Source organism: Massilia sp. Bi118, from assembly GCF_918697865.1.
In the GTDB taxonomy this organism is placed as follows: Bacteria; Pseudomonadota; Gammaproteobacteria; order Burkholderiales; family Burkholderiaceae_D; genus Telluria.
Genome location: NZ_CAKKMV010000004.1, coordinates 179,198 through 201,917 on the forward strand (window position 1 = coordinate 179,198; position 22,720 = coordinate 201,917).

13 protein-coding genes and 2 tRNA genes are annotated in these 22,720 nt (G+C 65.1%); 10 read left to right on the forward strand and 5 right to left on the reverse strand.

The window, feature by feature from the left end; genetic code table 11:
- Window positions 1-48 precede the first annotated feature (48 nt).
- From lon to LQV39_RS07660, 5 genes are all read left to right on the forward strand, one after another.
- A complete protein-coding gene (gene lon, locus LQV39_RS07640) occupies window positions 49-2,460 on the forward strand; it encodes an endopeptidase La (protein ID WP_230022815.1) in 2,412 nt (803 codons plus the stop codon).
- A gap of 198 nt (window positions 2,461-2,658) precedes the next feature.
- Window positions 2,659-2,931: an HU family DNA-binding protein gene (locus LQV39_RS07645; protein WP_230022818.1), complete on the forward strand. Its 273-nt coding sequence runs from the start codon at window positions 2,659-2,661 to the stop codon at window positions 2,929-2,931.
- A 47-nt stretch (window positions 2,932-2,978) separates the two neighbouring features.
- Window positions 2,979-3,055: transfer RNA gene (locus LQV39_RS07650), tRNA-Asp, on the forward strand.
- Window positions 3,056-3,089: 34 nt separating this feature from the next.
- Window positions 3,090-3,166 (forward strand) — tRNA-Asp (locus tag LQV39_RS07655).
- 86 nt (window positions 3,167-3,252) lie between these two features.
- Complete coding sequence (locus tag LQV39_RS07660; RefSeq protein ID WP_230022820.1) at window positions 3,253-5,172, forward strand: SurA N-terminal domain-containing protein; 1,920 nt, start codon at window positions 3,253-3,255, stop codon at window positions 5,170-5,172.
- A gap of 369 nt (window positions 5,173-5,541) precedes the next feature.
- On the opposite strand, the gene mnmH is transcribed toward LQV39_RS07660, so the two are convergent.
- Entirely contained in the window at window positions 5,542-6,603 is a 1,062-nt protein-coding gene (mnmH, locus tag LQV39_RS07670; RefSeq protein WP_230022822.1) for a tRNA 2-selenouridine(34) synthase MnmH, read from the reverse strand.
- A gap of 3 nt (window positions 6,604-6,606) precedes the next feature.
- On the reverse strand, window positions 6,607-7,245 hold the full coding sequence (locus LQV39_RS07675; RefSeq protein WP_230022823.1) for an arylesterase: 639 nt from the start codon (window positions 7,243-7,245) through the stop codon (window positions 6,607-6,609).
- Between LQV39_RS07675 and LQV39_RS07680 the strand changes: the two genes are divergently transcribed.
- Entirely contained in the window at window positions 7,244-7,969 is a 726-nt protein-coding gene (locus tag LQV39_RS07680) for an ABC transporter ATP-binding protein (RefSeq protein ID WP_230022825.1), read from the forward strand. The two genes, LQV39_RS07675 and LQV39_RS07680, sit on opposite strands and share 2 nt — an antisense overlap.
- Here LQV39_RS07680 and LQV39_RS07685 read toward each other — a convergent pair.
- Complete coding sequence (locus LQV39_RS07685; protein WP_230022827.1) at window positions 7,962-9,446, reverse strand: NAD(P)H-hydrate dehydratase; 1,485 nt, start codon at window positions 9,444-9,446, stop codon at window positions 7,962-7,964. The two genes, LQV39_RS07680 and LQV39_RS07685, sit on opposite strands and share 8 nt — an antisense overlap.
- A gap of 106 nt (window positions 9,447-9,552) precedes the next feature.
- On the opposite strand from LQV39_RS07685, the gene LQV39_RS07690 reads away from it, so the two are divergent.
- On the forward strand, window positions 9,553-13,152 hold the full coding sequence (locus LQV39_RS07690; protein ID WP_230022829.1) for a hydantoinase B/oxoprolinase family protein: 3,600 nt from the start codon (window positions 9,553-9,555) through the stop codon (window positions 13,150-13,152).
- Between the two features lie 103 nt (window positions 13,153-13,255).
- On the opposite strand, the gene LQV39_RS07695 is transcribed toward LQV39_RS07690, so the two are convergent.
- Window positions 13,256-14,875, reverse strand: a complete 1,620-nt coding sequence (locus tag LQV39_RS07695) for a tetratricopeptide repeat protein (protein WP_307727835.1) — start codon at window positions 14,873-14,875, stop codon at window positions 13,256-13,258.
- Between the two features lie 149 nt (window positions 14,876-15,024).
- Here LQV39_RS07695 and purL point away from each other — a divergent pair, with 149 nt between their 5' ends.
- Window positions 15,025-19,026, forward strand: a complete 4,002-nt coding sequence (purL, locus tag LQV39_RS07700; protein ID WP_230022834.1) for a phosphoribosylformylglycinamidine synthase — start codon at window positions 15,025-15,027, stop codon at window positions 19,024-19,026.
- Between the two features lie 56 nt (window positions 19,027-19,082).
- On the opposite strand, the gene LQV39_RS07705 is transcribed toward purL, so the two are convergent.
- Window positions 19,083-20,099: a DUF2515 family protein gene (locus tag LQV39_RS07705; protein ID WP_230022837.1), complete on the reverse strand. Its 1,017-nt coding sequence runs from the start codon at window positions 20,097-20,099 to the stop codon at window positions 19,083-19,085.
- Window positions 20,100-20,336: 237 nt separating this feature from the next.
- On the opposite strand from LQV39_RS07705, the gene LQV39_RS07710 reads away from it, so the two are divergent.
- The gene (locus LQV39_RS07710; RefSeq protein WP_230023484.1) at window positions 20,337-21,707 is read left to right on the forward strand and encodes a transposase; all 1,371 of its coding nucleotides are present in this window, start codon (window positions 20,337-20,339) and stop codon (window positions 21,705-21,707) included.
- A gap of 296 nt (window positions 21,708-22,003) precedes the next feature.
- Window positions 22,004-22,669, forward strand: coding sequence for a PEP-CTERM sorting domain-containing protein (locus tag LQV39_RS07715; protein WP_230022839.1), 666 nt, complete (start codon window positions 22,004-22,006; stop codon window positions 22,667-22,669).
- Window positions 22,670-22,720 lie beyond the last annotated feature (51 nt).

Consider the following 22,720-nt stretch of genomic DNA (forward strand, 5'->3'; position numbering starts at 1 on the left):
TGACGGTGGACTCCCAACATCGTCAACACGCTTTTTATAAGGTATGCCATGACGACTACTAAATTTACTGAACAGATGACCTTGCCGCTGCTGCCGCTGCGCGACGTGGTCGTGTTTCCGCATATGGTGATACCGCTGTTCGTCGGCCGCCCGAAATCGATCAAGGCGCTGGAAGCTGCGATGGAACAGGGTAAGAGCATCATGCTCGCTGCCCAGAAGGCAGCTGCCAAGGACGAACCTTCCGCCGCAGACATCTACGAGATCGGCTGCGTGGCCAATATTCTGCAAATGCTGAAGCTGCCGGACGGTACCGTGAAGGTGCTGGTCGAAGGCGCGCAGCGTGCCCGTATCAATCACATTACCGACGCGCCCAGCCATTTCGTCGCTGATTTGACCCCGATCAATTCCGAAACCGGCGACGATTCGGAAGTCGAGGCAATGCGCCGCGCGATCGTTCAGCAGTTCGACCAGTACGTCAAACTCAACAAGAAGATTCCGCCCGAGATCCTGGCTTCGCTGGCAGGCATCGACGACGCCGGCCGCCTGGCCGACACCGTTGCCGCCCACCTGCCGCTCAAGCTCGAGCAGAAGCAGGTCATCCTCGAGATCTTCAACGTCTCCAAGCGCCTCGAGCACCTGCTCGGCCAGCTGGAAGGCGAACTCGACATCCTGCAAGTGGAAAAGCGCATCCGCGGCCGCGTCAAGCGCCAGATGGAAAAGTCGCAGCGCGAGTACTACCTGAACGAGCAGGTCAAGGCGATCCAGAAAGAGCTGGGTGAGGGCGAAGACGGCGCCGACATCGAAGAGCTCGAGAAGAAAGTGATCGCGGCCAAGATGCCGAAAGAGGCCATGGAAAAAGCCCAGGCCGAGATCAAGAAGCTGAAGATGATGTCGCCGATGTCGGCCGAAGCCACCGTCGTGCGCAACTACATCGACACTCTGGTCGGCCTGCCGTGGAAAAAGAAATCCAAGGTCACCATCGACCTCGAAAAGGCCCAGCAGGTGCTGGAATCCGACCACTACGGCCTCGACAAGATCAAGGAACGCATCCTCGAGTACCTCGCGGTGCAGCAGCGCGTCGACAAGCTGAAGGCGCCGATCCTGTGCTTCGTCGGTCCTCCGGGCGTGGGCAAGACCTCGCTGGGCGAGTCGATCGCCCGCGCGACCGGCCGCAAGTACGTGCGCATGGCCCTGGGCGGCGTGCGTGACGAAGCCGAGATCCGCGGCCACCGCCGTACCTACATCGGTTCGATGCCGGGCAAGGTGCTGCAGTCGCTGTCGAAAGTCGGCGTGCGCAACCCGCTGTTCCTGCTCGACGAGATCGATAAAATGGGCGCGGACTTCCGCGGCGACCCGTCCTCGGCCCTGCTCGAGGTGCTGGACCCGGCGCAGAACCACACCTTCAGCGACCACTACGTCGAAGTCGACTTCGACCTGTCGGACGTGATGTTCGTGGCGACCTCGAACTCCTTCAACATCCCGCCGGCGCTGCTGGACCGGATGGAAGTGATCCGCCTGTCGGGTTACACCGAGGACGAGAAGACCTCGATCGCGCAGCGTTACCTGATGCCCAAGCAGATCAAGAACAATGGTCTGAAGGAAGAAGAGATCAAGGTCGAGGAATCGGCGATCCGCGACATCATCCGCTACTACACCCGCGAAGCCGGCGTGCGTTCGCTCGAGCGCGAAATCTCGAAGATCTGCCGCAAGGTCGTCAAGATGCTGCTGCTGAAGAAAGATGGCAAGCGCGTCATCGTGAACGGCAAGAACCTGGACAAGTTCCTGGGCGTGCGCCGCTATGACTTCGGCGTGGCCGAGAAGGAAAACCAGGTGGGCCAGGTGGCCGGCCTGGCATGGACCGAAGTGGGCGGCGACCTGCTGACCATCGAAGCCGTGCAGGTGCCGGGCAAGGGCGCCGTGATCCGCACCGGTACGCTGGGCGACGTGATGAAGGAATCGATCGAAGCGGCCCGCACCGTGGTGCGTTCGCGTGCGAATCGCCTGGGCATCAAGAACGAGGTGTTCGAGAAAGCCGACATCCACATCCACTTGCCCGAAGGCGCGACGCCTAAGGACGGTCCGTCGGCCGGTATCGGCCTGACGACGGCCCTGGTGTCGGTGTTCACGGGCATCCCGGTGCGTGCCGACGTGGCGATGACCGGCGAGATCACGCTGCGCGGCGAAGTCCTGCCGATCGGCGGCCTGAAGGAAAAGCTGCTGGCAGCCCAGCGCGGCGGCATCAAGACCGTTTTGATTCCCGAGCAGAACGTGAAGGACCTGGCCGAGATCCCGGACAACGTCAAGAACAAGCTCGAGATCGTGCCGGTGCGCTGGATCGAGAAGGTGCTGGAAGTGGCGCTGGAACGCCAGCCCGAAGCGATCGTCGACGTGCCGGCCGTGGCTGCGGCTTCGCCGGTGGCGGCGACGGCTGAAGGGCAGGGCGGCGTGGTCAAGCACTAAGCGTCAGCAGTCGCATCGTCGTCACCGCGTGTCATACCCGTCGTCCCCGCCTTCGCGGGGACGACGTTTTAAGGCCGCAGGAACTTCGTTTTTACGAGTTGTTGCCGCCCGGAAGTAACGTTGCTTGACACAAAGCATTCCCCCCTTGTCTAATACGCGCTTGCGGTTTTTTGCCGAATGTCTAACGAGGGAAAAGAAGTGAACAAAACTGAACTGATCGAAGAAATCGCGAAATCCGCGGACCTGACCAAAGCCTCTGCTGCGCGCGCCCTCGACGCGATGATCGACGCGGTGACCACCACCCTGAAGAACAAGGACAGCGTGACCCTGGTCGGCTTCGGCACCTTCACCGTCGGCGAACGCGCTGCCCGCACCGGCCGCGACCCGCGCACCAAGGAAGCCATCAAGATCAAGGCTGCCAATGTCCCGAAATTTAAGGCTGGTAAAGCCCTGAAAGATGCAGTAAACTAATGCCTTCGCTGCGCTGACCCGCAGCGGATAGTGTCGCCTTATTGCGTGGAGCGGTAGTTCAGTTGGTTAGAATACCGGCCTGTCACGCCGGGGGTCGCGGGTTCGAGCCCCGTCCGCTCCGCCACCGATAAGCGCAAGGCACAAGCAGTACAGAATCTGGAGCGGTAGTTCAGTTGGTTAGAATACCGGCCTGTCACGCCGGGGGTCGCGGGTTCGAGCCCCGTCCGCTCCGCCAGAATCAGGTGTGAAAAAAAGGCGAACCGAGGTTCGCCTTTTTTTTCGGCTTTTTGTAATCGCATTTTCAACCTTGATTGGCTGACCATGTTTGAATTTATCCGTACTCACCAGCGGCTGATGCAGTTCCTGCTGCTCCTGCTGATCCTGCCGTCTTTCGTGCTCGTCGGCGTCAGCCAGTATGAAAGCCGCGGCAGCAACGATGGCGTCGCCACCGTCGACGGCCGCACGATCACGCAGCAGGAATGGGAATCGGCGCAGCGCCGCCAGATCGAGCAGGCGCGCGCCATGATGGGCGCACAGTTCGACCAGAAGCTGTTCGACTCGCCGGAAGCGAAGCAGGAAGTCCTCGACGGCCTGGTGGCCGAGCGTGCGATCAGCGCCGAAGTGGCGCGCAACCACCTGACCGTCGGTAACGACACGCTGTACAAGGCGATCCAGGAACAGACCGGCATGAAGAAGCCCGACGGCAGCTTCGACCTCGACGCCTACAAGGCCTTCCTCAAGGCCCAGGGCATGAGCGCCGAAAGCTTCCAGGCACGCATCGGCTACCAGATGGCCGTGCAACAGCTGGCCGCCTCCGTGCAGAACACCGCCTTCGCGCCGCGCTCGGTGGCGGGCCGCCTGTCCGACCTGAACGACCAGCAGCGCGAAGTGCAGGAAATGCTGTTCCCGGCTTCGAACTACGCCGCCCAGGTCAAGGTCACCGACGAGATGGTCAAGGCCTACTACGACAAGAACGCCGCCCTGTTCCAGGTGCCGGAAACCATCAAGGCCGAGTACGTGGTCCTGAATCCCGAAGCCATCGAGAAGATGGTGACGGTAAGCGACGCCGAAATCGCCGACGCCTACAACAAGAACAAGGCGCGCTTCTCCACCCCGGAAAAGCGCAGCGCCAGCCACATCCTGATCACCGTCGCCAAGGACGCCAAGCCGGCCGACGACGCCGCCGCCAAGGCCAAGGCGCAAGCCATTCTGCTTGAGGTGCAGAAGGCGCCGAACGACTTCGCCAGGATCGCCAAGGCGCAGTCGCAGGATCCGGGTTCCGCCGAACTGGGCGGCGACCTCGGCGTGGTCGAGAAGGGCCTGTTCGACAAGCCGGTCGAAGACGCGATCTTCTCGCTCAAGGAAGGCGAGATCAGCGGCCTGGTGCGTTCGAGCTTCGGCTACCACATCGTCAAGGTGACCAAGGTGGTCCCGGCGACCCAAAAGCCGCTGGAAGAAGCCAGGCCGGAAATCGCGGCCGAGCTGAAGAAGACGAAGATGGCCAGCAAGTATTCGGAACTGGCCGAGACCTTCACCAACACCGTGTACGAGCAGTCGGACAGCCTGAAGCCGGTGGCCGACAAGATGGGCCTGACGATCGAAACCGTCGAGGGCCTGACCCGTACGCCGAACCCGGCGCTGGGCAAGCCGCTGCTCAACAACGACAAGTTCCTGAAAGCGATCTTCTCGCAGGACGCCATCGCCAACAAGCGCAACACCGAGGCGGTGGAAGTGGCGCCGAGCACCCTGGTGTCGGGCCGCGTGGTCGAGTTCAAGCCGGCCACCAAGCGTCCGCTGGCTGAAGTCGAGGCCGTGATCCGCCAGCGCGTGACCCAGGAAGAAGAGATGCGCCTTGCACGCCAGGCCGGCGAAGCGAAGATCGCCGCGGCCAAGGCCTCGGGCGACGCCACCGGCTTCGGCGATGTGAAGAACGTGTCGCGCACCATGCAGCAGCCGACCATCAACCCGGCCGCCGCGATGGCCGTCCTGAAGGCCGACGTCAGCAAGCTGCCGGCCTACGTCGGCGTCGAACTGCCGGGCCAGGGCTATGGCGTGTACCGCATCGGCAAGGTGACCCAGCCGGCCCAGCCCGACCAGGCGCGTCGCAAGCAGGAAGCCGAGGCCATCGCCCGCGCCATGGGCAACGCCGAGCTGTATGGCTACGTCGAGGCGCTGAAGAAGAAAGCCAAGGCCAAGCTGAACGTCAAGGCTGCGGACCTGGGCGCGAAAGCCGCCGAGTAATCCGGCGAGCCCGAACAGGAAGCCCGGTTTGCGCAAGCAGCCGGGCTTTTTTACTTTCCGAGACTGGAGAAGCGCATGGCTTCCATCTGGACCGACTCACTGGACGGGATCGACTGGCAGGAACTGTCCGATATGATCCGCGCCGCTAGGGCATAAGGAACCGGCGCTGCTGCGCACAGCCTTTACTAACAGCCTGTACCGCTGCTTCGTCTACGATGAAGGCAAGCTGCTGGAGCTGGCGCGCGGGCACAGGAAGATCATCCTGTATGCGGTGCCCGGCAAGGAAGACTTTTACAAGCGCTTCGGCTTTCGGCGCATGACGACGGCCATGGCCATCTTCGACGATCCGCAAGCCGCAGCCGCGCGCGGCTACATCGCGGACGACTGAAGGTCTCTCGCAGTGGCGAGGAAGTCTTCCTGGCCGATGTCGGCCAGCTCCACCACCCGGGCGTTTGGATACTGCACGAAATTGCGGTCGATCGAACGCAGGTAAGCCGGGTCGTAGTGCTCGACCAGCAGCTGGTCGACCAGCGCCGGCATCTGCCCGCCGTTGGCCATCGCGTGCCAGGCGTCGATCCTGGCGCGGCCGTGCAGCTGCACCAGGTGATCGAGCTGGGTGTTCAGGGCCGAGGGATCGGCGCAGAAGTGCTGGTAATCCTCCATCAGCAGGCGCACGCGGTTCGGCCGCGACAGGGTCAGGGCGATGCAGGGCGAGGCGCGCATGCGCTCCATCACCACTTCCGGCACGCGCAGGTTGCCGACCTTCTTGCTTTCGGATTCCACGAACACCGGCCTGGCGGGATCAAAGCGCCGCAGCCGGTCCCAGATGCGGGTCTCGAACATTTTCTGGCTCGGCTGCGGTTCGCCGGGCAGGTGGCCCAGCACGGAGCCGCGGTGGGCCGCAAGGCGCTCGAGGTCCAGTACCTGGGCGCCGATGCTGTCGAGGGTCTCCAGCAGCCGGCTCTTGCCGCTGCCGGTGGTGCCGCAGATGACGCGGAAGTCCAGCGCGGGCGGATTCTCCAGCGCCGTGTTGACGTAGCCGCGGAAGGCCTTGTAGCCGCCGTCCAGCTGCACCACCGGCCAGCCGACCTTGGCCAGGATGTGCGCCATCGAGCCGCTGCGGTTGCCGCCGCGCCAGCAATAGACCAGCGGTTTCCAGTCGCGCGGCTTGTCGGCGAACAGGGTCTCGATATAGCGCGCGATATTCTTCGACACCAGCGGCGCGCCGATCCGCTTCGCTTCGAAGGAGCCGACCTGCTTGTAGGTGGTGCCGACCAGGATGCGCTCCTCGTCGTTCAGCACCGGGCAGTTGATGGCGCCGGGGATGTGGTCGAGCGCGAACTCTGATTCGCTGCGCGCGTCGATGATGGTGTCGAAGGCGTCGAGTTGCGGGAGGACGTCGTTGAAGCTCAGGACAGCAGGGTATTTCATGCTTTAGTTTTTGATGAGCGGCGCCAGTTGCGGCCAGATGTTATTGAGGATGACGGGGTGGGCGGTCGCCAGCGGGTGCATGCGGTCGGCCTGGAAGTTGGTCGGCACCAGTTCCACGCCCTGCAGCATGTAGGGCACCAGCGGCACCTTCAGGTCGCTGGACAGCTCCTTGTACATGCCGGTGAAGCGTTCGGTATAGGCGCGGCCGTAGTTGGGCGGCATGTGGATGCCGACCAGCAGGACCTTGGCCTTGTTCTTCTGCGCCAGGGCGATCATGGCGCGCAGATTGTCTTCGGCCGACGGGATCGGCAGGCCGCGCAGGCCGTCGTTGGCGCCCAGTTCCAGCACCACCACGTTCGGCTTGTGCTGGGCCAGCAGGGCCGGCAGGCGCGAGCGGCCGCCGCTGGTGGTATCCCCGCTGATGCTGGCGTTGACGATGCGGGCGTCCAGCTTTTCCGCCTTCAGCTTCTGTTCGAGCAGGGCCACCCAGCCGCTGCCGCGCGCCAGGCCGTACTCGGCGGACAGGCTGTCGCCCACCACCAGCACCGTTTTTGGTGCAGAATAGGCGCTCCCCGACGCGGCCAGCGCGAAGGCCGCGACGGCGCCGACAGTCCACTTTCTGATATTGAGATGAGCAAGCATGCGTGATATTCCCGAGGCTTCCAAACGTGATGCTTCATTAGCTAATGCAACAGGCAGGCATCCGGCGATCGAAGTGGCCGGCCTGTCCAAGCGGGTGGCGGACGCCAGCGGCGAACTCACCATCCTGCACAGTGTCGATTTTACCGTGCAACCGGCCGAGACGCTCGCCCTCGTCGGCGCCTCCGGCTCCGGCAAGTCCACGCTGCTCGGCCTGCTGGCCGGCCTGGACACGCCCTCCAGCGGCACCGTCAAGCTCGACGGCACCGACATCTTCGCCCTCGACGAAGACGGCCGCGCCGCTTTCCGCAAGGCCAAGCTGGGCTTCGTGTTCCAGTCGTTCCAGTTATTACCGCACTTGAATGCCCTGGAAAACGTGATGCTGCCGCTGGAACTGCGCGGCGACGACGAGGCGCGCGACAAGGCCGCGGCGATGCTGGGCCGGGTCGGGCTCGAAAGCCGCTTGCGCCACTATCCAAAATACCTGTCCGGCGGCGAGCAGCAGCGCGTGGCGCTGGCGCGAGCTTTCGTCACCGAGCCGCCGCTGCTGTTCGCCGACGAACCGACCGGCAGCCTGGATGCCGCGACCGGCGAGGCGGTGATCCAGCTGATGTTCGAGCTGAACCGCGAGCGCGGGTCTACCCTGGTGCTGGTGACGCACGATCCGGCGATGGCGGCGCGTTGCGGCCGGACGCTTACCATTGCCGCGGGGCGTTTGCTCACCTAACCAGGGCATTGAACACCGCCCGTATCGCCTTCGGCAACTCCCCGGCCGTCAAGCCGATCGGCCCGCTCCCATCCTCGACCAGCCAGTCTGCTGCGGCCCCGTGCATCCAGACGGCCCCCAGCGCCGCCTCCCACGCCGGCCAGCCCTGAGCCAGCAGCGCCCCGCAAAAGCCCGCCAGCACGTCGCCGCTGCCGCCGGTCGCCAGTCCCGGATTGCCGCTGGTGTTCACCACGACGAAGCCGTCCGGCCGCGCGATCACGCTGCCGGCGCCCTTCAGCACCACCACGCAGTTGAAGCGCATCGCCAGTTCGCGGGCATTCTCCAGACGGTCGGCCTGCACGATGGGCGCGGTCACGCCCAGCAGGCGCGCGGCCTCCAGAGGGTGCGGCGTCAGCACCGACTGCCCGCCGTGCGCCGCCAGGGCTTCGTGCAGCGCCGGGCGCGCGGCCGTCAGGTTGAGCGCATCGGCATCGACCACCAGCGGCCCGCGCGCTTCCAGCACCTTGCCGAACAGGTGGATGGCGGCATCCGCCTTGCCCATGCCCGGGCCGGCTACCACGCAGCGGCCAGCGAACTCCATGCCGGCGGCCTCGCGGAACATGATCTCCGGCTGCAGCGGGTCGAGGGCCATGCCGGCATCGAGCATCGCGGCGAACACCCGGCCCGCGCCGCCGTGCAGGGCCGCGCGCGCGGCCAGCACCGCCGCTCCCGCCATGCCGCGGGCGCCGCCCAGCACCACCAGGTCGCCGAAGCTGCCCTTGTGCGAATTGCGCCGCCGCGGTGCCAGCCGTTCCGCGAACAGCGCGGGCCCGTTGAGCGCGGCCTGGGCGGCCTCCTGGTGCAGGCCGTCGGCGCCCAGCATGTCGACCCGCACCTCGCCGGCATGGTCACAGCCGTCGCCCGTGTGCAGGCCGGGCTTGTTGCCGAGGAAGGTGATCGTGTGCGTCGCCATGACCGCCACGCCGTCCCGCCCCAGCGTGGCGCCGGTATCCGCATCCAGCCCGCTCGGCACGTCGAGCGCCAGCACGGGGCAGTCGACGCCGGTCGTCCACGCGGCCAGTTCGAGCGCGCGTCCCGCCAGCGGACGCGCGAGGCCAATGCCGAACAGGGCGTCGACCACCAGGCGCCAGGGCCGGCCGGCAGGGATCTCGTCGACGAAGCGCACGCCGGCGTCCACGGCACGCTGCCGCGCTCGCCCGGCCTCGAAGCTGGGCGCAGCCTGGCTGGTCAGGTGCAGCGCTTCGACGTCGGCGCCGGCACGGGCAAGGTGGGCCGCCAGCTCGAGGCCGTCGCCGCCGTTGTTGCCGGGGCCGGCCAGCACCAGCACCGCGCCGGCGGCTTCGCCGTCGAGGAGCGTAAGCGCGTAATTGAAGGCGGCTTGGCCGGCGCGCTCCATCAGCGCGCCGGGCGCCAGCCGGGACTGGGCGGCGTGTTCGATGGCGCGGATCTGGTCGCAGCTGTAGAGCAGGTTGTCCATGATGGCTCCGGAAGAAGGCGATGAGCAGCATTGTCGCCAAAATCGCAAGGCCGCGCGAGTCGCGACTACAATAGACCTCGTTTCTTGAATGGCAAACGGAGAGCAAATGGACTGGCAGTTCTGGATCGACCGCGGCGGCACCTTCACCGACATCGTGGCGCGGCGCCCCGATGGCGCCCTTGTCACGCACAAGCTGCTGTCCGAGAATCCCGAGCAGTACCGCGACGCCGCCGTGGCCGGCATCCGCCATCTGCTGGGTCTATCTACCGGCGAGCCGGTGCCGCAAGGCGCCATCGAGGCCGTCAAGATGGGCACGACGGTGGCCACCAATGCGCTGCTGGAGCGCAAGGGCGAGCCGACCGTGCTGGCCATCACGCGCGGCTTCCGCGATGCCCTGCGCATCGCCTACCAGAACCGGCCGCGCCTGTTCGACCGCCATATCGTGCTGCCCGAGCTGCTGTATCGCCGCGTGATCGAAATCGACGAGCGCATGGGTGCGCATGGCGAGGTGGTGCTGGCGCTGGACGAGCAGGGCGCGCGACGCGGCCTGCAAGAGGCCTATGACGCCGGCCTGCGCAGCCTGGCCATCGTCTTCGTGCACGGCTACCGCCACAAGCGGCACGAGGCGGCGGTAGCGCGCATCGCGCGCGAGATCGGCTACACCCAAATCGCGGTATCGCACCAGGTCAGCCCGCTCATGAAGCTGGTGGCGCGCGGCGACACCACCGTGGTCGACGCCTACCTGTCGCCCATCCTGCGCCGCTACGTCGACCAGGTGGCGGGCGAGCTGCCGGGCGTGAACCTGCAGTTCATGCAGTCCAGCGGCGGCCTGACCGATGCGCGCAGCTTCCATGGCAAGGACAGCATCCTGTCCGGCCCCGCCGGCGGCATCGTCGGCATGGTGCGTTCGAGCCGACTGGCCGGCTTCGAGCGCGTGATCGGCTTCGACATGGGCGGCACTTCGACCGACGTCTCGCACTATGCGGGGGAATTCGAGCGGGTCTTCGAAACCCAGGTCGCGGGCGTGCGCATGCGCGCGCCCATGATGAGCATTCACACGGTGGCGGCGGGCGGCGGTTCGATCCTGCACTTCGACGGCAGCCGCTACCGCGTCGGCCCGGACAGCGCCGGCGCCAATCCCGGCCCGGCCAGCTACCGCCGTGGCGGACCGCTGACGGTCACCGACTGTAACGTCATGCTGGGCAAGATCCAGGCTGAGCACTTCCCGCATCTGTTCGGACCTGGCGGGGATCAGCCACTGGATGTCGACGCGGTGCGCGCTGGCTTCAGCGCGCTGGCCGACGAGATCGGCGCAGCCACCGGTGCGACGCCGGCGCCGGAAGCCGTAGCCGAGGGCTTCATCCAGATCGCGGTCGGGAACATGGCGAATGCGATCAAGCAGATCTCGGTGCAGCGCGGCCACGACGTGACCGGCTACACGCTCACCAGTTTCGGCGGCGCCGGCGGCCAGCATGCCTGCCTGGTGGCGGACGCGCTGGGCATGAAGACAGTGTTCATCCACTCGCTGGCCGGCGTGCTCTCGGCCTACGGCATGGGCCTGGCTGACCAGAGCGCGATGCGCGAGCGGGCCGTCGAGAAGCGCCTGAACGAGATCGCCGATCACCAGCTGGCGGCCGAGCTGGACGAACTCGGCGCCACCGCGCGGCATGAGCTGCTGGCACAGGGCGTGGCGGCCGAGCGGATCGAACTGCTGCGCCGCGTCCACCTGCGCTACGAAGGCACGGATTCGGCCATCGTCATCAAGCTCGGCACGCACGCGGCCATGCAGCAGGCTTTCGAGGACGCCTACCGGCGGCGCTTTTCCTTCCTCATGCCCGGCAAGGCGCTGGTGGTCGAAGCGCTGTCGGTGGAGGCGCTGGGCCGTTCCGACGCGCCGCCGGAGACGCCGCGCTCGCTGCCCGTTGGCAGTAGCGTCCCGGCTGTACACGAAACCGTGAAGATGTTCGCCGGCGGCGCGTGGCGCGACACCGCGGTCTATCTGCGTGCCGGCGTCAAGCCCGGCGCGGTGGTGAAAGGCCCGGCCATCATCGCCGAGGCAAATGCGACCACGGTGGTGGAAGCCGGCTGGCAGGCCGAAGTCACGGCGTATGACCATCTGGTGCTGCGCCGCGTGGAAGCGCTGCCGGAGCGCCATGCGATCGGCACCAGCGCCGACCCGGTCATGCTGGAAGTCTTCAACAACCTGTTCATGTCGATTGCCGAGCAGATGGGCCTGCGCCTGCAGAACACGGCGTATTCCGTGAACATCAAGGAGCGCCTCGACTTCAGCTGCGCAATCTTCGACCACGAGGGCAACCTGGTCGCCAACGCGCCGCACATGCCGGTGCACCTGGGCTCCATGGGCGAGAGTATCAAGGCGGTAATGCGCAAGAACGCCGGCCGGATGAAGGCCGGCGACGTGTATGTGCTGAACGATCCCTATAACGGCGGCACCCATTTGCCGGACGTGACGGTCATCTCGCCCGTGTTCGACGAGGCAGGCCAGGAGATTCTGTTCTACGTCGGCTCGCGCGGGCACCACGCCGACATCGGCGGCACCACGCCGGGCTCGATGCCGCCGGATTCCTGCCACATCGAGGAAGAGGGCGTCCTGATCGACAACTTCAAGCTGGTCGACGGCAGCGATGGCGTGCTGCGCGAAGAAGAAGCGCGCGCCATGCTGGCGGCCGCGCGCTGGCCGGCCCGCAATCCCGACCAGAACCTGGCCGACCTGCGCGCCCAGGTGGCGGCCAATCAGAAGGGCGTCGAAGAACTGCGCCGGATGGTGGTCTATTACGGCCTGGACGTCGTGCGCGCCTACATGGGCCATGTGCAGGACAACGCCGAGGAAGCGGTGCGGCGCGTGATCGCGGTGCTGAAGGATGGCGCCTACAGCTATGAACTGGACAACGGCGCGCGCATCGAAGTGGCGATCCGCGTCGATACGGCGAACCGCAGCGCGGAGATCGACTTCACCGGCACCTCGGGCCAGCTGCCGAACAATTTCAACGCGCCGTCCGCCGTGTGCATGGCGGCGGTGCTCTACGTGTTCCGCACCCTGGTCGACGACGAGATCCCGCTGAACGCCGGCTGCCTCAAGCCGCTGAAGGTGATCATCCCGCCGGGATCGATGCTGAATCCGCACTATCCGGCGTCTGTCGTGTCGGGCAATGTCGAGACCTCGACCTGCATCACCAATGCGCTGTACGGCGCATTGAAAGTGATGGCGGCCGCGCAGGGGACGATGAACAACTTCACCTTCGGGAACGCGCGCTACCAGTATTACGAAACGATTTCCGGCGGCTCGGGGGCGGGCGAGGGCTTCGATGGCACGGATGTGGTGCAGACCAACATGACCAATTCGCGGCTGACGGATCCGGAGATTCTGGAGTTCCGTTTTCCGGTGCGGCTGGAGAGCTATGAGATCCGTGCCGGATCTGGCGGGGCGGGGCGCTGGCATGGCGGGAACGGCGGCGTGCGCAAGCTGCGCTTCCTGGAGCCGATGACGGCGGCGATTTTGTCGAATAACCGCATTCACGCGCCCTTCGGGATGGCGGGCGGCGAGCCGGCGGAGAAGGGGCGCAACCTGGTCGTCCGCGCGGATGGAAGCGTTGAGGAACTGGGACATATCGGGAAGGTCGATATGCAAGTGGGCGACATGTTTGTGATCGAGACACCTGGAGGTGGTGGCTACGGGCGCTTGTAACGGCCGATTAATCAAACCTGGGTTCCCGCCTTGGCGGGAACGACGAATTCACCACCGTCATTCCCGCGAAGGCGGGAATCCAGGTTGCGCGCAGACCCGTAGTTTACGAAGAAATACCGTACTTCCGCTTGGCCGCCAAAAACTCCTCGTCCAGCGCCTTCAAACGCGGATGCTCGGGATCCAGCGCCCGGATATTCTCCAGCTGCTCGGCCGCCAACCCCGACAGCGGATGATCCCACCCCATCTCCATGATCTGCCGCAGGATCCCGCCAACCACCGCAATCATCACCGCCAGGTTCCCCGGCGCCATGTTGAGGGCCTCGAGCAGGGTCTGCACGGCCCCGCGCACGTCGCCCATGTTGCGCTTCTCGTCGGCCACGCCGAGCAGGATCTGGGCCTGGGCGCGCAGCTGCTTGCCCATGCCGTCGGCCAGGTCGGGGCGGCCGGCTTTCACGAACACGTTCATCGCCTGCCGAGCGGTGACGGCGCCGTCCTGTCCATTCATCGCGGTCAGCATGACCTCCGATGCTTCCTCGTCCATGCGGTGCTCGAGCAGCGAGCGCGTCAAACCGACCTTCAGGCCCGGCGACAAGGCGCTGCCGGCCCGCACCGCCGTCACCGCGCTGCGCAGGTCGGACACCGCGGCGGCCGCGTTGCCGTTGGCGTCCTGCAGCAGCGCGTTCGAGATCGCGATGCAGGCGTCGAGTTCGGGCGTGCCGCGCAGCGAGCGTTCGAGGTCCCGGATCACGCCGGCGGCCGACAGCGGATCGCCCTTGCGCACCAGCGCCTTGACCAGGTTGACGTGGTCTTCGGGATTGCGGAATTCGGAATAGCGCGAGCGCGTCACCACCTGCTTGAAGGACTTCTCGGCCGCGGCGACGTCGCCGGTCTCGAGCGCGACTTCACCGAGTTTGCGCAGGCGCCGCACCATATGGGGCGAGATGCCGACCGCTTCTTCCAGCGTCTTCTGGGCCAGCGCGTGCTCGCCGCGCTCCTCATGGCAGCGCGCCAGCAGGTCGTAGGCCGCCATCAGGCGCGGGTTGTCGCGCACGAGCTGTTCCAGCAGTTCGATCGCTTCCGCGATGCGGCCCTGGGCGAACAGGCTGCGCGCCAGTCCCAGCCTGGCCCAGCCCAGCGGGCGGGCCGCGATCAGCTGGCGGTACACGGCCTCGGCCTGTTCGTGTTCCTTCAGCGAGGCGTGCAGCTCGGCGCGCAGGCGCGCGAAGTCGACGGCGTGGCGCGCCTTGGCCGTGGCGGCATCAAGGCAGGTGCGGATCGCCGCCTGCGGATTGCCCTGCGCGATTTGCTGGTAGGCCGGCAGCATCGCGGTGCGGCGCGCCAGTGCGCGCTGGATGCGCTGGTTCAGGGCGTCGGCGGTGAAGGGCTTGAGGATGTATTCGGTGGGCTGCAGCTCGGCGGCGCTGATCACCTTGTCGTGCGCGGCCTCCGAGGTCAGCATGATGAAGATGGCCCAGGGCGGAATCAGCTTGTGGTGGCGCAGGTCTTCCAGCAGTTGCTGGCCGTCCTGGCCTTCGCTGCCGCTGCCACTGCCGCCGCCCAGATCGTATTCGCACAGGATGACGTCGTAGCCGCGCCGGGCCAGCTGCTTGACTGCCGTGCCGGCGTTCACGGCATACTCGACGCGCGAGATGCCCGACTGGTTGAGCATGTTCTGGAGGTTGGCGCGGATGCCTGGGTTCGGGTCGACCACCAGTACGCTCAATTGGCTGTTCTCTTGCATAACGCTAAGATACCCATTCCTTGACGCTCCGGCAACCATTCCAGAACGGTAAAGCGAGGGGTGTTGTGAGGCTGTATAATAGCGGGCTATCTTCCACCCGCAGCCACGCTGCATCAACCGACTTTCAAGCCATGTTGATTCTGCCGGGTTCCAACGCCCTCTCTGCATTCCGTAGCCAACGCCTCCTGACCCAACTGCAGTCCGTCGCGCCGACGATCGCTGCCGTGCAGGCCCGTTTCTACCATTTCATCGATACCAGCGCGCCCCTGTCTCTCGAGGACACCGGGCGCCTGACCGCCATGCTCACCTACGGCGAGCCTGTGCCGGAAACGCAGTACGAAGGCGTGACCGAGGAGTATTTCGTGATCCCGCGCCTGGGCACCATCTCGCCCTGGGCCTCGAAGGCGACCGACATCGCGCATAACTGCGGCATGGCGCACATCCACCGCATCGAACGCGGCGTCGCCTACACGGTGGTGCTGAAGAGCGGCATCCTGGGCACCGGCTTCGGCGCCCCGAAAAAGCTGGGCGCGGAAGAGGCCCAGGTCATCGCTGGCCTGCTGCACGACCGCATGACCGAAACCGTGCTGCGCAGCGCCGACGAAGCCCAGGCCCTGTTCACCGAACTCGAAGGCCGTCCGCTGGAAGCCGTCGACGTGCTGGCCAAGGGCCGCGCGGCGCTGGAAGAAGCCAACCGCGACATGGGCCTGGCCCTGGCGGAAGACGAGATCGACTACCTGCTCGATGCCTTCACCAAGGTGCAGCGCAACCCGACCGACGTCGAACTGATGATGTTCGCGCAGGCGAACAGCGAGCATTGCCGCCACAAGATCTTCAACGCCGAGTGGACCGTCGACGGCGTCAAGCAGGACAAGTCGCTGTTCCAGATGATCAAGAACACCCACCAGCTGCAGCCGAAAGGCACCGTGGTGGCTTACAGCGACAACTCGTCCATCATGGTTGGCGCTGAAGCGATGCGCTTCTTCCCGCAAGGCGAAAAGCATGAGTACGAGGCCACGACCCAGCTGACCCATACGCTGATGAAGGTCGAGACCCACAATCACCCGACCGCGATTTCGCCTTTCCCGGGCGCCTCCACCGGCGCCGGCGGCGAAATCCGTGACGAGGGCGCGACCGGCCGCGGCGCCAAGCCGAAGGCCGGCCTGACCGGCTTCACGGTGTCGAACCTGAACATGCCCGGCTTCGAGCAGCCGTGGGAAAGCCCGGCTTACGGCAAGCCGGAACGCATCGCCTCGCCGCTGCAGATCATGGTCGACGGCCCGCTGGGCGGCGCCGCCTTCTCGAACGAATTCGGCCGCCCGGTGCTGGCCGGTTACTTCCGCACTTACGAGCAGAACGTCGGCGCCACCGCCCTTGGCGAGAATACCGTGTTCGGCTACCACAAGCCGATCATGATCGCGGGCGGCATCGGCAACATCTCGGACGCGCACACGCACAAGAACGACATCCCGCCCGGCAGCCTGCTGATCCAGCTGGGCGGCCCCGGCATGCGCATCGGCATGGCCGGCGCGGCGGCATCGTCGATGGCGACCGGCACCAACACCGCCGACCTCGACTTCGACTCGGTCCAGCGCGGCAATCCGGAGATGGAACGGCGCGCGCAGGAAGTCATCAACTCCTGCTGGCAGCTGGGCGACGCCAACCCGATCATCTCGATCCACGACGTCGGCGCCGGCGGCATCTCGAACGCGTTCCCGGAAATTACGAACGACGCCAAGCGCGGCGCCACCTTCGACCTGCGCAAGGTGCCGCTGGAAGAAAGCGGCATGTCGCCGCGCGAAATCTGGTCCAACGAATCGCAGGAGCGCTACGTGCTGGCGATTTTGCCGGACGACCTGCCGCGCTTCGCCGCCATCTGCGAACGCGAACGCTGCCTGTTCGCCGCGGTCGGCGTCGCCACCGAAGAGCGCCAGCTGCGCCTGATCGACCCGCTGACGAACACCAGCCCGGTCGACATGCCGATGGACGTCCTGCTCGGCAAACCGCCGAAGATGCAGCGCGACGTGGTCCACGTGGAGAATGCATTCAAGCCGGTCGACGTGACCGGCCTGGAACTGGAAGAAGTGGCGCGCCGCGTGCTCCTGAACCCGACCGTGGCGGATAAATCCTTCCTGATCACCATCGGCGACCGCAGCGTCGGCGGCATGAGCGTGCGCGACCAGATGGTCGGCCCGTGGCAGGTACCGGTGGCCGACTGCGCCGTCACCACGCTGAGCTTCGAAGGCTACAAGGGCGAGGCGATGGCGATGGGCGAGCGAACCCCGGTGGCCGTGATCGACGCCGCCGCGTCGGGCCGCATGGCCGTCGGCGAGGCGATCACCAACATCGCCGCCGCACCGATCGCCAGTATCGAAGACATCAAGCTGTCGGCCAACTGGATGGCGGCCTGCGGCCAGCTGGGCCAGGACGCCGCGCTGTTCGACACCGTGAAGGCGGTCGGCATGGAGCTGTGCCCGGCGCTGGGCATCTCTATCCCGGTCGGCAAGGATTCGCTGTCGATGCGCACTACCTGGAACGACGGCGGCGAAGCGAAAGCCGTGATTTCGCCGGTGTCGCTGATCGTGTCGAGCTTCGCGCCGGTGACGGACGTGCGCAAGACCCTCACGCCGCAGTTGCGCACGGACCTCGGCGACAGCTCGCTGATCCTCATCGACCTGGGCCGCGGCAAGAACCGCCTCAGCGCCTCGGTGCTGGCGCAGGTGACGAACCAGGTCGGCAACGATACCCCGGACCTCGACAAGCCGCAAGACCTGAAAGCCTTCTTCGCCGCCATCCAGCAGCTGAACGCGGACGGCAAACTGCTGGCCTACCACGACCGTTCGGACGGCGGCCTGTACGCGGCCCTGTGCGAGATGGCCTTCGCCGGCCGCGCTGGCGTCTCGGTCAACCTCGACATCCTGACCATGGAAGGCGAACACGCCTCCGACCATGGCGACGCCAAGAACTGGACCGCGCAAGTGGGCGAGCGCCGCAACGAAATGACGCTGCGCGCGCTGTTCAACGAGGAGCTGGGCGCCGTGATCCAGGTCCGCCACGACGAACGCAGCGAAGTGATGAACGTGCTGCGCTCTTTCGACCTCGGCGCCTGCAGCCACATCATCGGCAAGGTCAACGAGCGCGGCGTGATCGAATTCACGCGCGACACCAAGGTCATCTACGCCAAGCGCCGCAGCGAACTGCACCGCCTGTGGAGCGAGACCAGCTGGCGCATCGCGCGCCTGCGCGACAATCCGGAATGCGTCGACCAGGAATACGAGCGCCTGCTGGACGAGCAGGACCCGGGCTTCACGCCCAAGCTGGTGCACGACACCAACGTGAACATCGCCGCACCCTTCATTGCGACCGGTGCGCGTCCGAGCGTGGCGATCCTGCGCGAGCAGGGCGTCAACTCGCACATCGAGACCGCATGGGCGATGGACCAGGCAGGCTTCAAGGCCGTCGACGTGCACATGAGCGACCTGATCGCCGGCCGTGTTTCGCTGGACCAGTTCAAAGGCCTGATCGCGGTGGGCGGCTTCTCCTACGGCGACGTGCTGGGCGCCGGCGAAGGCTGGGCCAAGACGATCCTGTTCAACGCCGCGCTGAAAGAGCAGTTCGCGGCCTTCTTCGGCCGCGGCGACACCTTCGGCATGGGCGTCTGCAACGGCTGCCAGATGATGAGCAACCTGAAGTCCATCATCCCGGGCGCCGAGGCATGGCCGAAGTTCACCCGCAACAAGTCGGAGCAGTTCGAAGCGCGCTTCGGCATGGTCGAGGTGCTGGATTCGCCGTCGATCTTCTTCAGCGACCTGGCCGGCACCCATTCCCCGCTGGCGATCGCGCACGGCGAGGGCTTTGCGGACTTCTCGCAGACCGGCGACCTGTCTACCGTCATTGGTGCGCTGCGCTATATCGACAACCGCGGCGCGGCGACCGAGCAGTATCCGTTCAACCCGAACGGTTCGCCGGGCGGCCTCACTGCGGTGACCACGCCGGACGGGCGCTTCACGGTGATGATGCCGCACGCGGAACGTGTGGCGCGTACCGTGACCATGTCCTGGCATCCGGATGGCTGGGGCGAGAACTCGCCCTGGGCGCGCATGTTCCAGAATGCGCGGAAGTGGGTGGGTTGATGCTTGCGTGATGCGTCACGAAAAAGCGCTCGGTTTGCCGGGCGTTTTTTTCGTCCTCAGGCGGTGACGGCGTCGGTCGAAATCGCGCGGATCGATGCCTCGACCTGGCTCAGCTCCGGGCCCTTGATCAGCGCATCCAGCCGATCCGCCGCCGCAAACACGAAGGGCATCCGCTCCGCCGGATCCCAGAGCTTCGCATACCGGGCCTGAGAAAACGTCGTCGTCGTCCCAGCCCTGGCCGGACACTGCGCCGACAGGTTCAATTTGATCTCCTCATAATCCCCGGACGGGAACTCGACCGCCCACGCCAGCTGGTTCCAGTCCAGCAGCAGCTGCATCACGGACGAGTCGTACATGATCTTCTGCAGCACGTTGACCTGCTCGTGCTGGGCCAGGGTGCGCACGCTCTCCGCGATCTGCCCGCGCTCGATCTGCGTGAAGCCCTGCGCCACTTCGGGGAAGGGCGCGGCGAAGGCGAGGGTGCTGCGCGCCACCTCCCAACGCACGGCATAGCGCGCCTTCTGGCGCTCCGGCAGGCAGACGATGAACTCGTCGTAGCCGCGCTCCATGTAGAAGCGGTGCAGGGGATAGATGTCGAGGAAGACGTGGGTGTTGCCGTGGCCGAGCCGGTGGGCCATGCTGGCGCCGCCCATCTCGGTGGCCAGTTGCTTCAGCGTGGCGCCGTACTGCACGCCGGGCGCCGAGCCGTGGCCCAGCGAGCGTTCGATCTGCTCGCGTTCCTGGCGGCGCGCGTCGACGATGTCGGCCGTGTGGAGCAGGCCGCAGCCGACCTGTTTCGAGGCGAAGGCGGCCAGGCCGGCCCACTGGAAGCGTCGGTCGGCCAGCCACAGGCGGGCGTAGGCGGCGTTGATGCGGCGGTTGCGTTCGCGGTCGTCGGCGATCCAGCGGCCGTCGATTTTCAGCAGGTCTTCGGCTTCGATCTGGAAGCTGGCCCAGAGGCGTTCGGCGTTCAGGGATTCGCCTTCGGGACCTTGGCCGCCGAGGGGGACACCATGGTATTTGCTGGGCGCGAAGGACGGTTTCACTGAGCCGGGCGTGTGCCTGTCGTTCATGTCTGCTCCTTGTCGAGGCCGCCTGACAATCTAGTCCGATCAGCCTCATCAACGATTTGATCTTGCTCAAACATCCGTGCTCGATTCAATTTGATGTAAGGACGGTTAAAGTAATAACGGCGCTCAGTTGTTTTCCCCCTTGCTCAATGAGTGAACGCCTAGCCGCAAATGTGCAAGGGAACCCGTCCTCGTATTTTCAGTCCAACTGAACGGTTCTCGCAAAACTTACTAACCATGATGCTTGCTCACCGCATTCGCCTCGCGCCAACCCCAGGGCAGTGTGCATATTTCGCACGCGCGGCGGGTACGATGAGACGGGTCTGGAACTGGGCGTTGGCAGAGTCGCTGCACCAAATCGCGGACCAACAGCACCCAAATATGATGGCATTGAAGAAACGGTTCAATGCGATCAAGTACACGCACCGAGATTGGCTCGACAACGAAGGGCAACCATGGCTGCGCACTATTCACCGCGATGCCCATGCTCAGCCGTTCGCCAATCTGGCGCGGGCGTGGAGTCGGTATTTCAAGGCCATGCGCGAAAGTCGGCCTGCCTATCGACGGGTTTTCAAGAAAAAAGGGCGTTGCCGAGACAGCTTTTATGTTGCTAACGATAAGCTGCGCCTTACTGGCAAAGTAGTCGTATTGCCGAAAGTCGGACAGGTAGTGCTACGTGAACCGCTCCGATGGCCTGGCAGAATTGTGAGTGCAACCGTTAGCCGAGAGGCTGATCATTGGTTTCTCGCGGTTCTGGTCGATGTGCCCGAGCGAGTCGCTCGTCTGCGACGTCGCGGAAACGGGATAACGGGTGTCGATTTGGGCGTGAGTGCAGCAGCGACTTTGTCCAACGGAGAAAAGATCGCTGGTCCGCGGCCCTTGAAAGCTGCTCTGCGGCGTCTCCGCATCCGCGACCGTCGGCAGTCGCGCAAGCTCAAGGCAGCGAAAGATATTGCTCGCATCTCAGGCTCGATTCCGAAAGGTGTGCGCTTGCCTGTCTCGGCAAACCGGACCAAAGGATCGCTTAGGCTCGCACGCTTGCACGCGCGCATTGCTCGTGTGCGGAGGGACTTTCTCCATAAGTTGACCACTCGCCTCTGTCGTGAAAACCAAATGGTGGTGATTGAGGATTTGAATGTGAAAGGCATGCTGGCGAACGCGAGATTCGCGCGTGCGATTGCTGATGTCGGATTCTATGAATTCCGCCGCCAGATCGCTTACAAGGCTCAGCGATACAGCAACATCCTAGCATTGGCGGATCGCTGGTACCCGTCCAGCAAGCTATGTTCAAGCTGTGGGAGGCGTCACGGTGAGTTGGGAATTAGTGAACGTAGTTGGACGTGCCTGCATTGCAATGCTCGGCATGACCGTGATGTGAACGCAGCGGTCAATCTTCAACGGCTCGCAACCAGCGCCCTTGCGGCGCAGTCTGCGCTACCCGTGGCGAGTCCGGCGACAACGCTGGGCACTGCCGTCGACATCATGTTGGAGGTAGGCGGGAAAGTTACGCTTGTCAGGTACGAATACGGTCAACAGGACGGTTCGGGACAAGAAAAAAATGCGCTTGCTTTGTTGCGTGTTTTTGAAAGCATTCGAAGTGAAGAACGATAGGCATTATTTGTTTGAAATTGGGGTTACCTATGCGTTAGGGCGGACTCACGCCCGCTCGCATATCACGGCGCGCAATTTTGCCGTCGACACTGCCCAGCAGAGCTATACGATGAAGTAGGCAGGGCCTTCCCGGGCCGTGACCGGCGGTCCAGGAATTGTCGAGAAAGTTGACATTCAATGTAACCGGCGGCGATACATCATTCTTAAGTCCTTGAATGCAAAGCAGATCGGGTAGCTGGCACTGAACTTGCTCAAGCTCGCTTGTCACGCAAGCCAACCAGACCACAAGGACAGACATGAAAACCACGTTCGTTCGCGCCCTGATCGCCGGCTGCATCGGTTTCGCCGCCATGGGCCAGGCCCAGGCGACCCCAATCACGTCCACCTCCTCGCTGACCGGCGGCGGCCTGGTGTTCGACAATTTCGGCTGCGTGATCAGCAAGGGCGGCTTCTCCGCCAAGCCGACCAACTGCAATCAGATCGACGTCGGCGCCGGCGCCGGCAGTCTGGATTTCACCAGCCAGTTCAAGGCGACGACGCTGAGCTTCGACAATGTGCTGCTGCGCTACCGCGTAAGCAGTGGCGGTCCGGGCATCAGCGCGGTCCAGCTTGCCTTTGACGGCAGCTTCTTCGGCATCTCGGTGGCCTCGGTGACGGAAACGATCCGCGATGCGAGCGGCAAGGTGGTCGGCCGCATGACCGTCAGCTGTTCGCCGCTCGGCTGCGACCAGGAGGATCCGGGCTACGGCTGGTTCGACATTCCGCTGGACGGCGTGTTCGACGAGCTGTACATCACAAAGGCGATCAATGTCTCGGCCGGCATCGGTTCGGCGACCATCACCCAGGTACGCCAGGGCTTCACCCTGGACGCGGATGTTCCCGAACCGGGTTCGCTGGCGCTGCTGGCGCTGGGCCTGCTTGGCGCCGGCGCCGCGTCCCGCCGGAGCCGCAAAGGCGTCTGACCGGACGCAAGCCGCAGGTCCGAACCGGGCTCGCGGGCGCGCTGTCCAAAC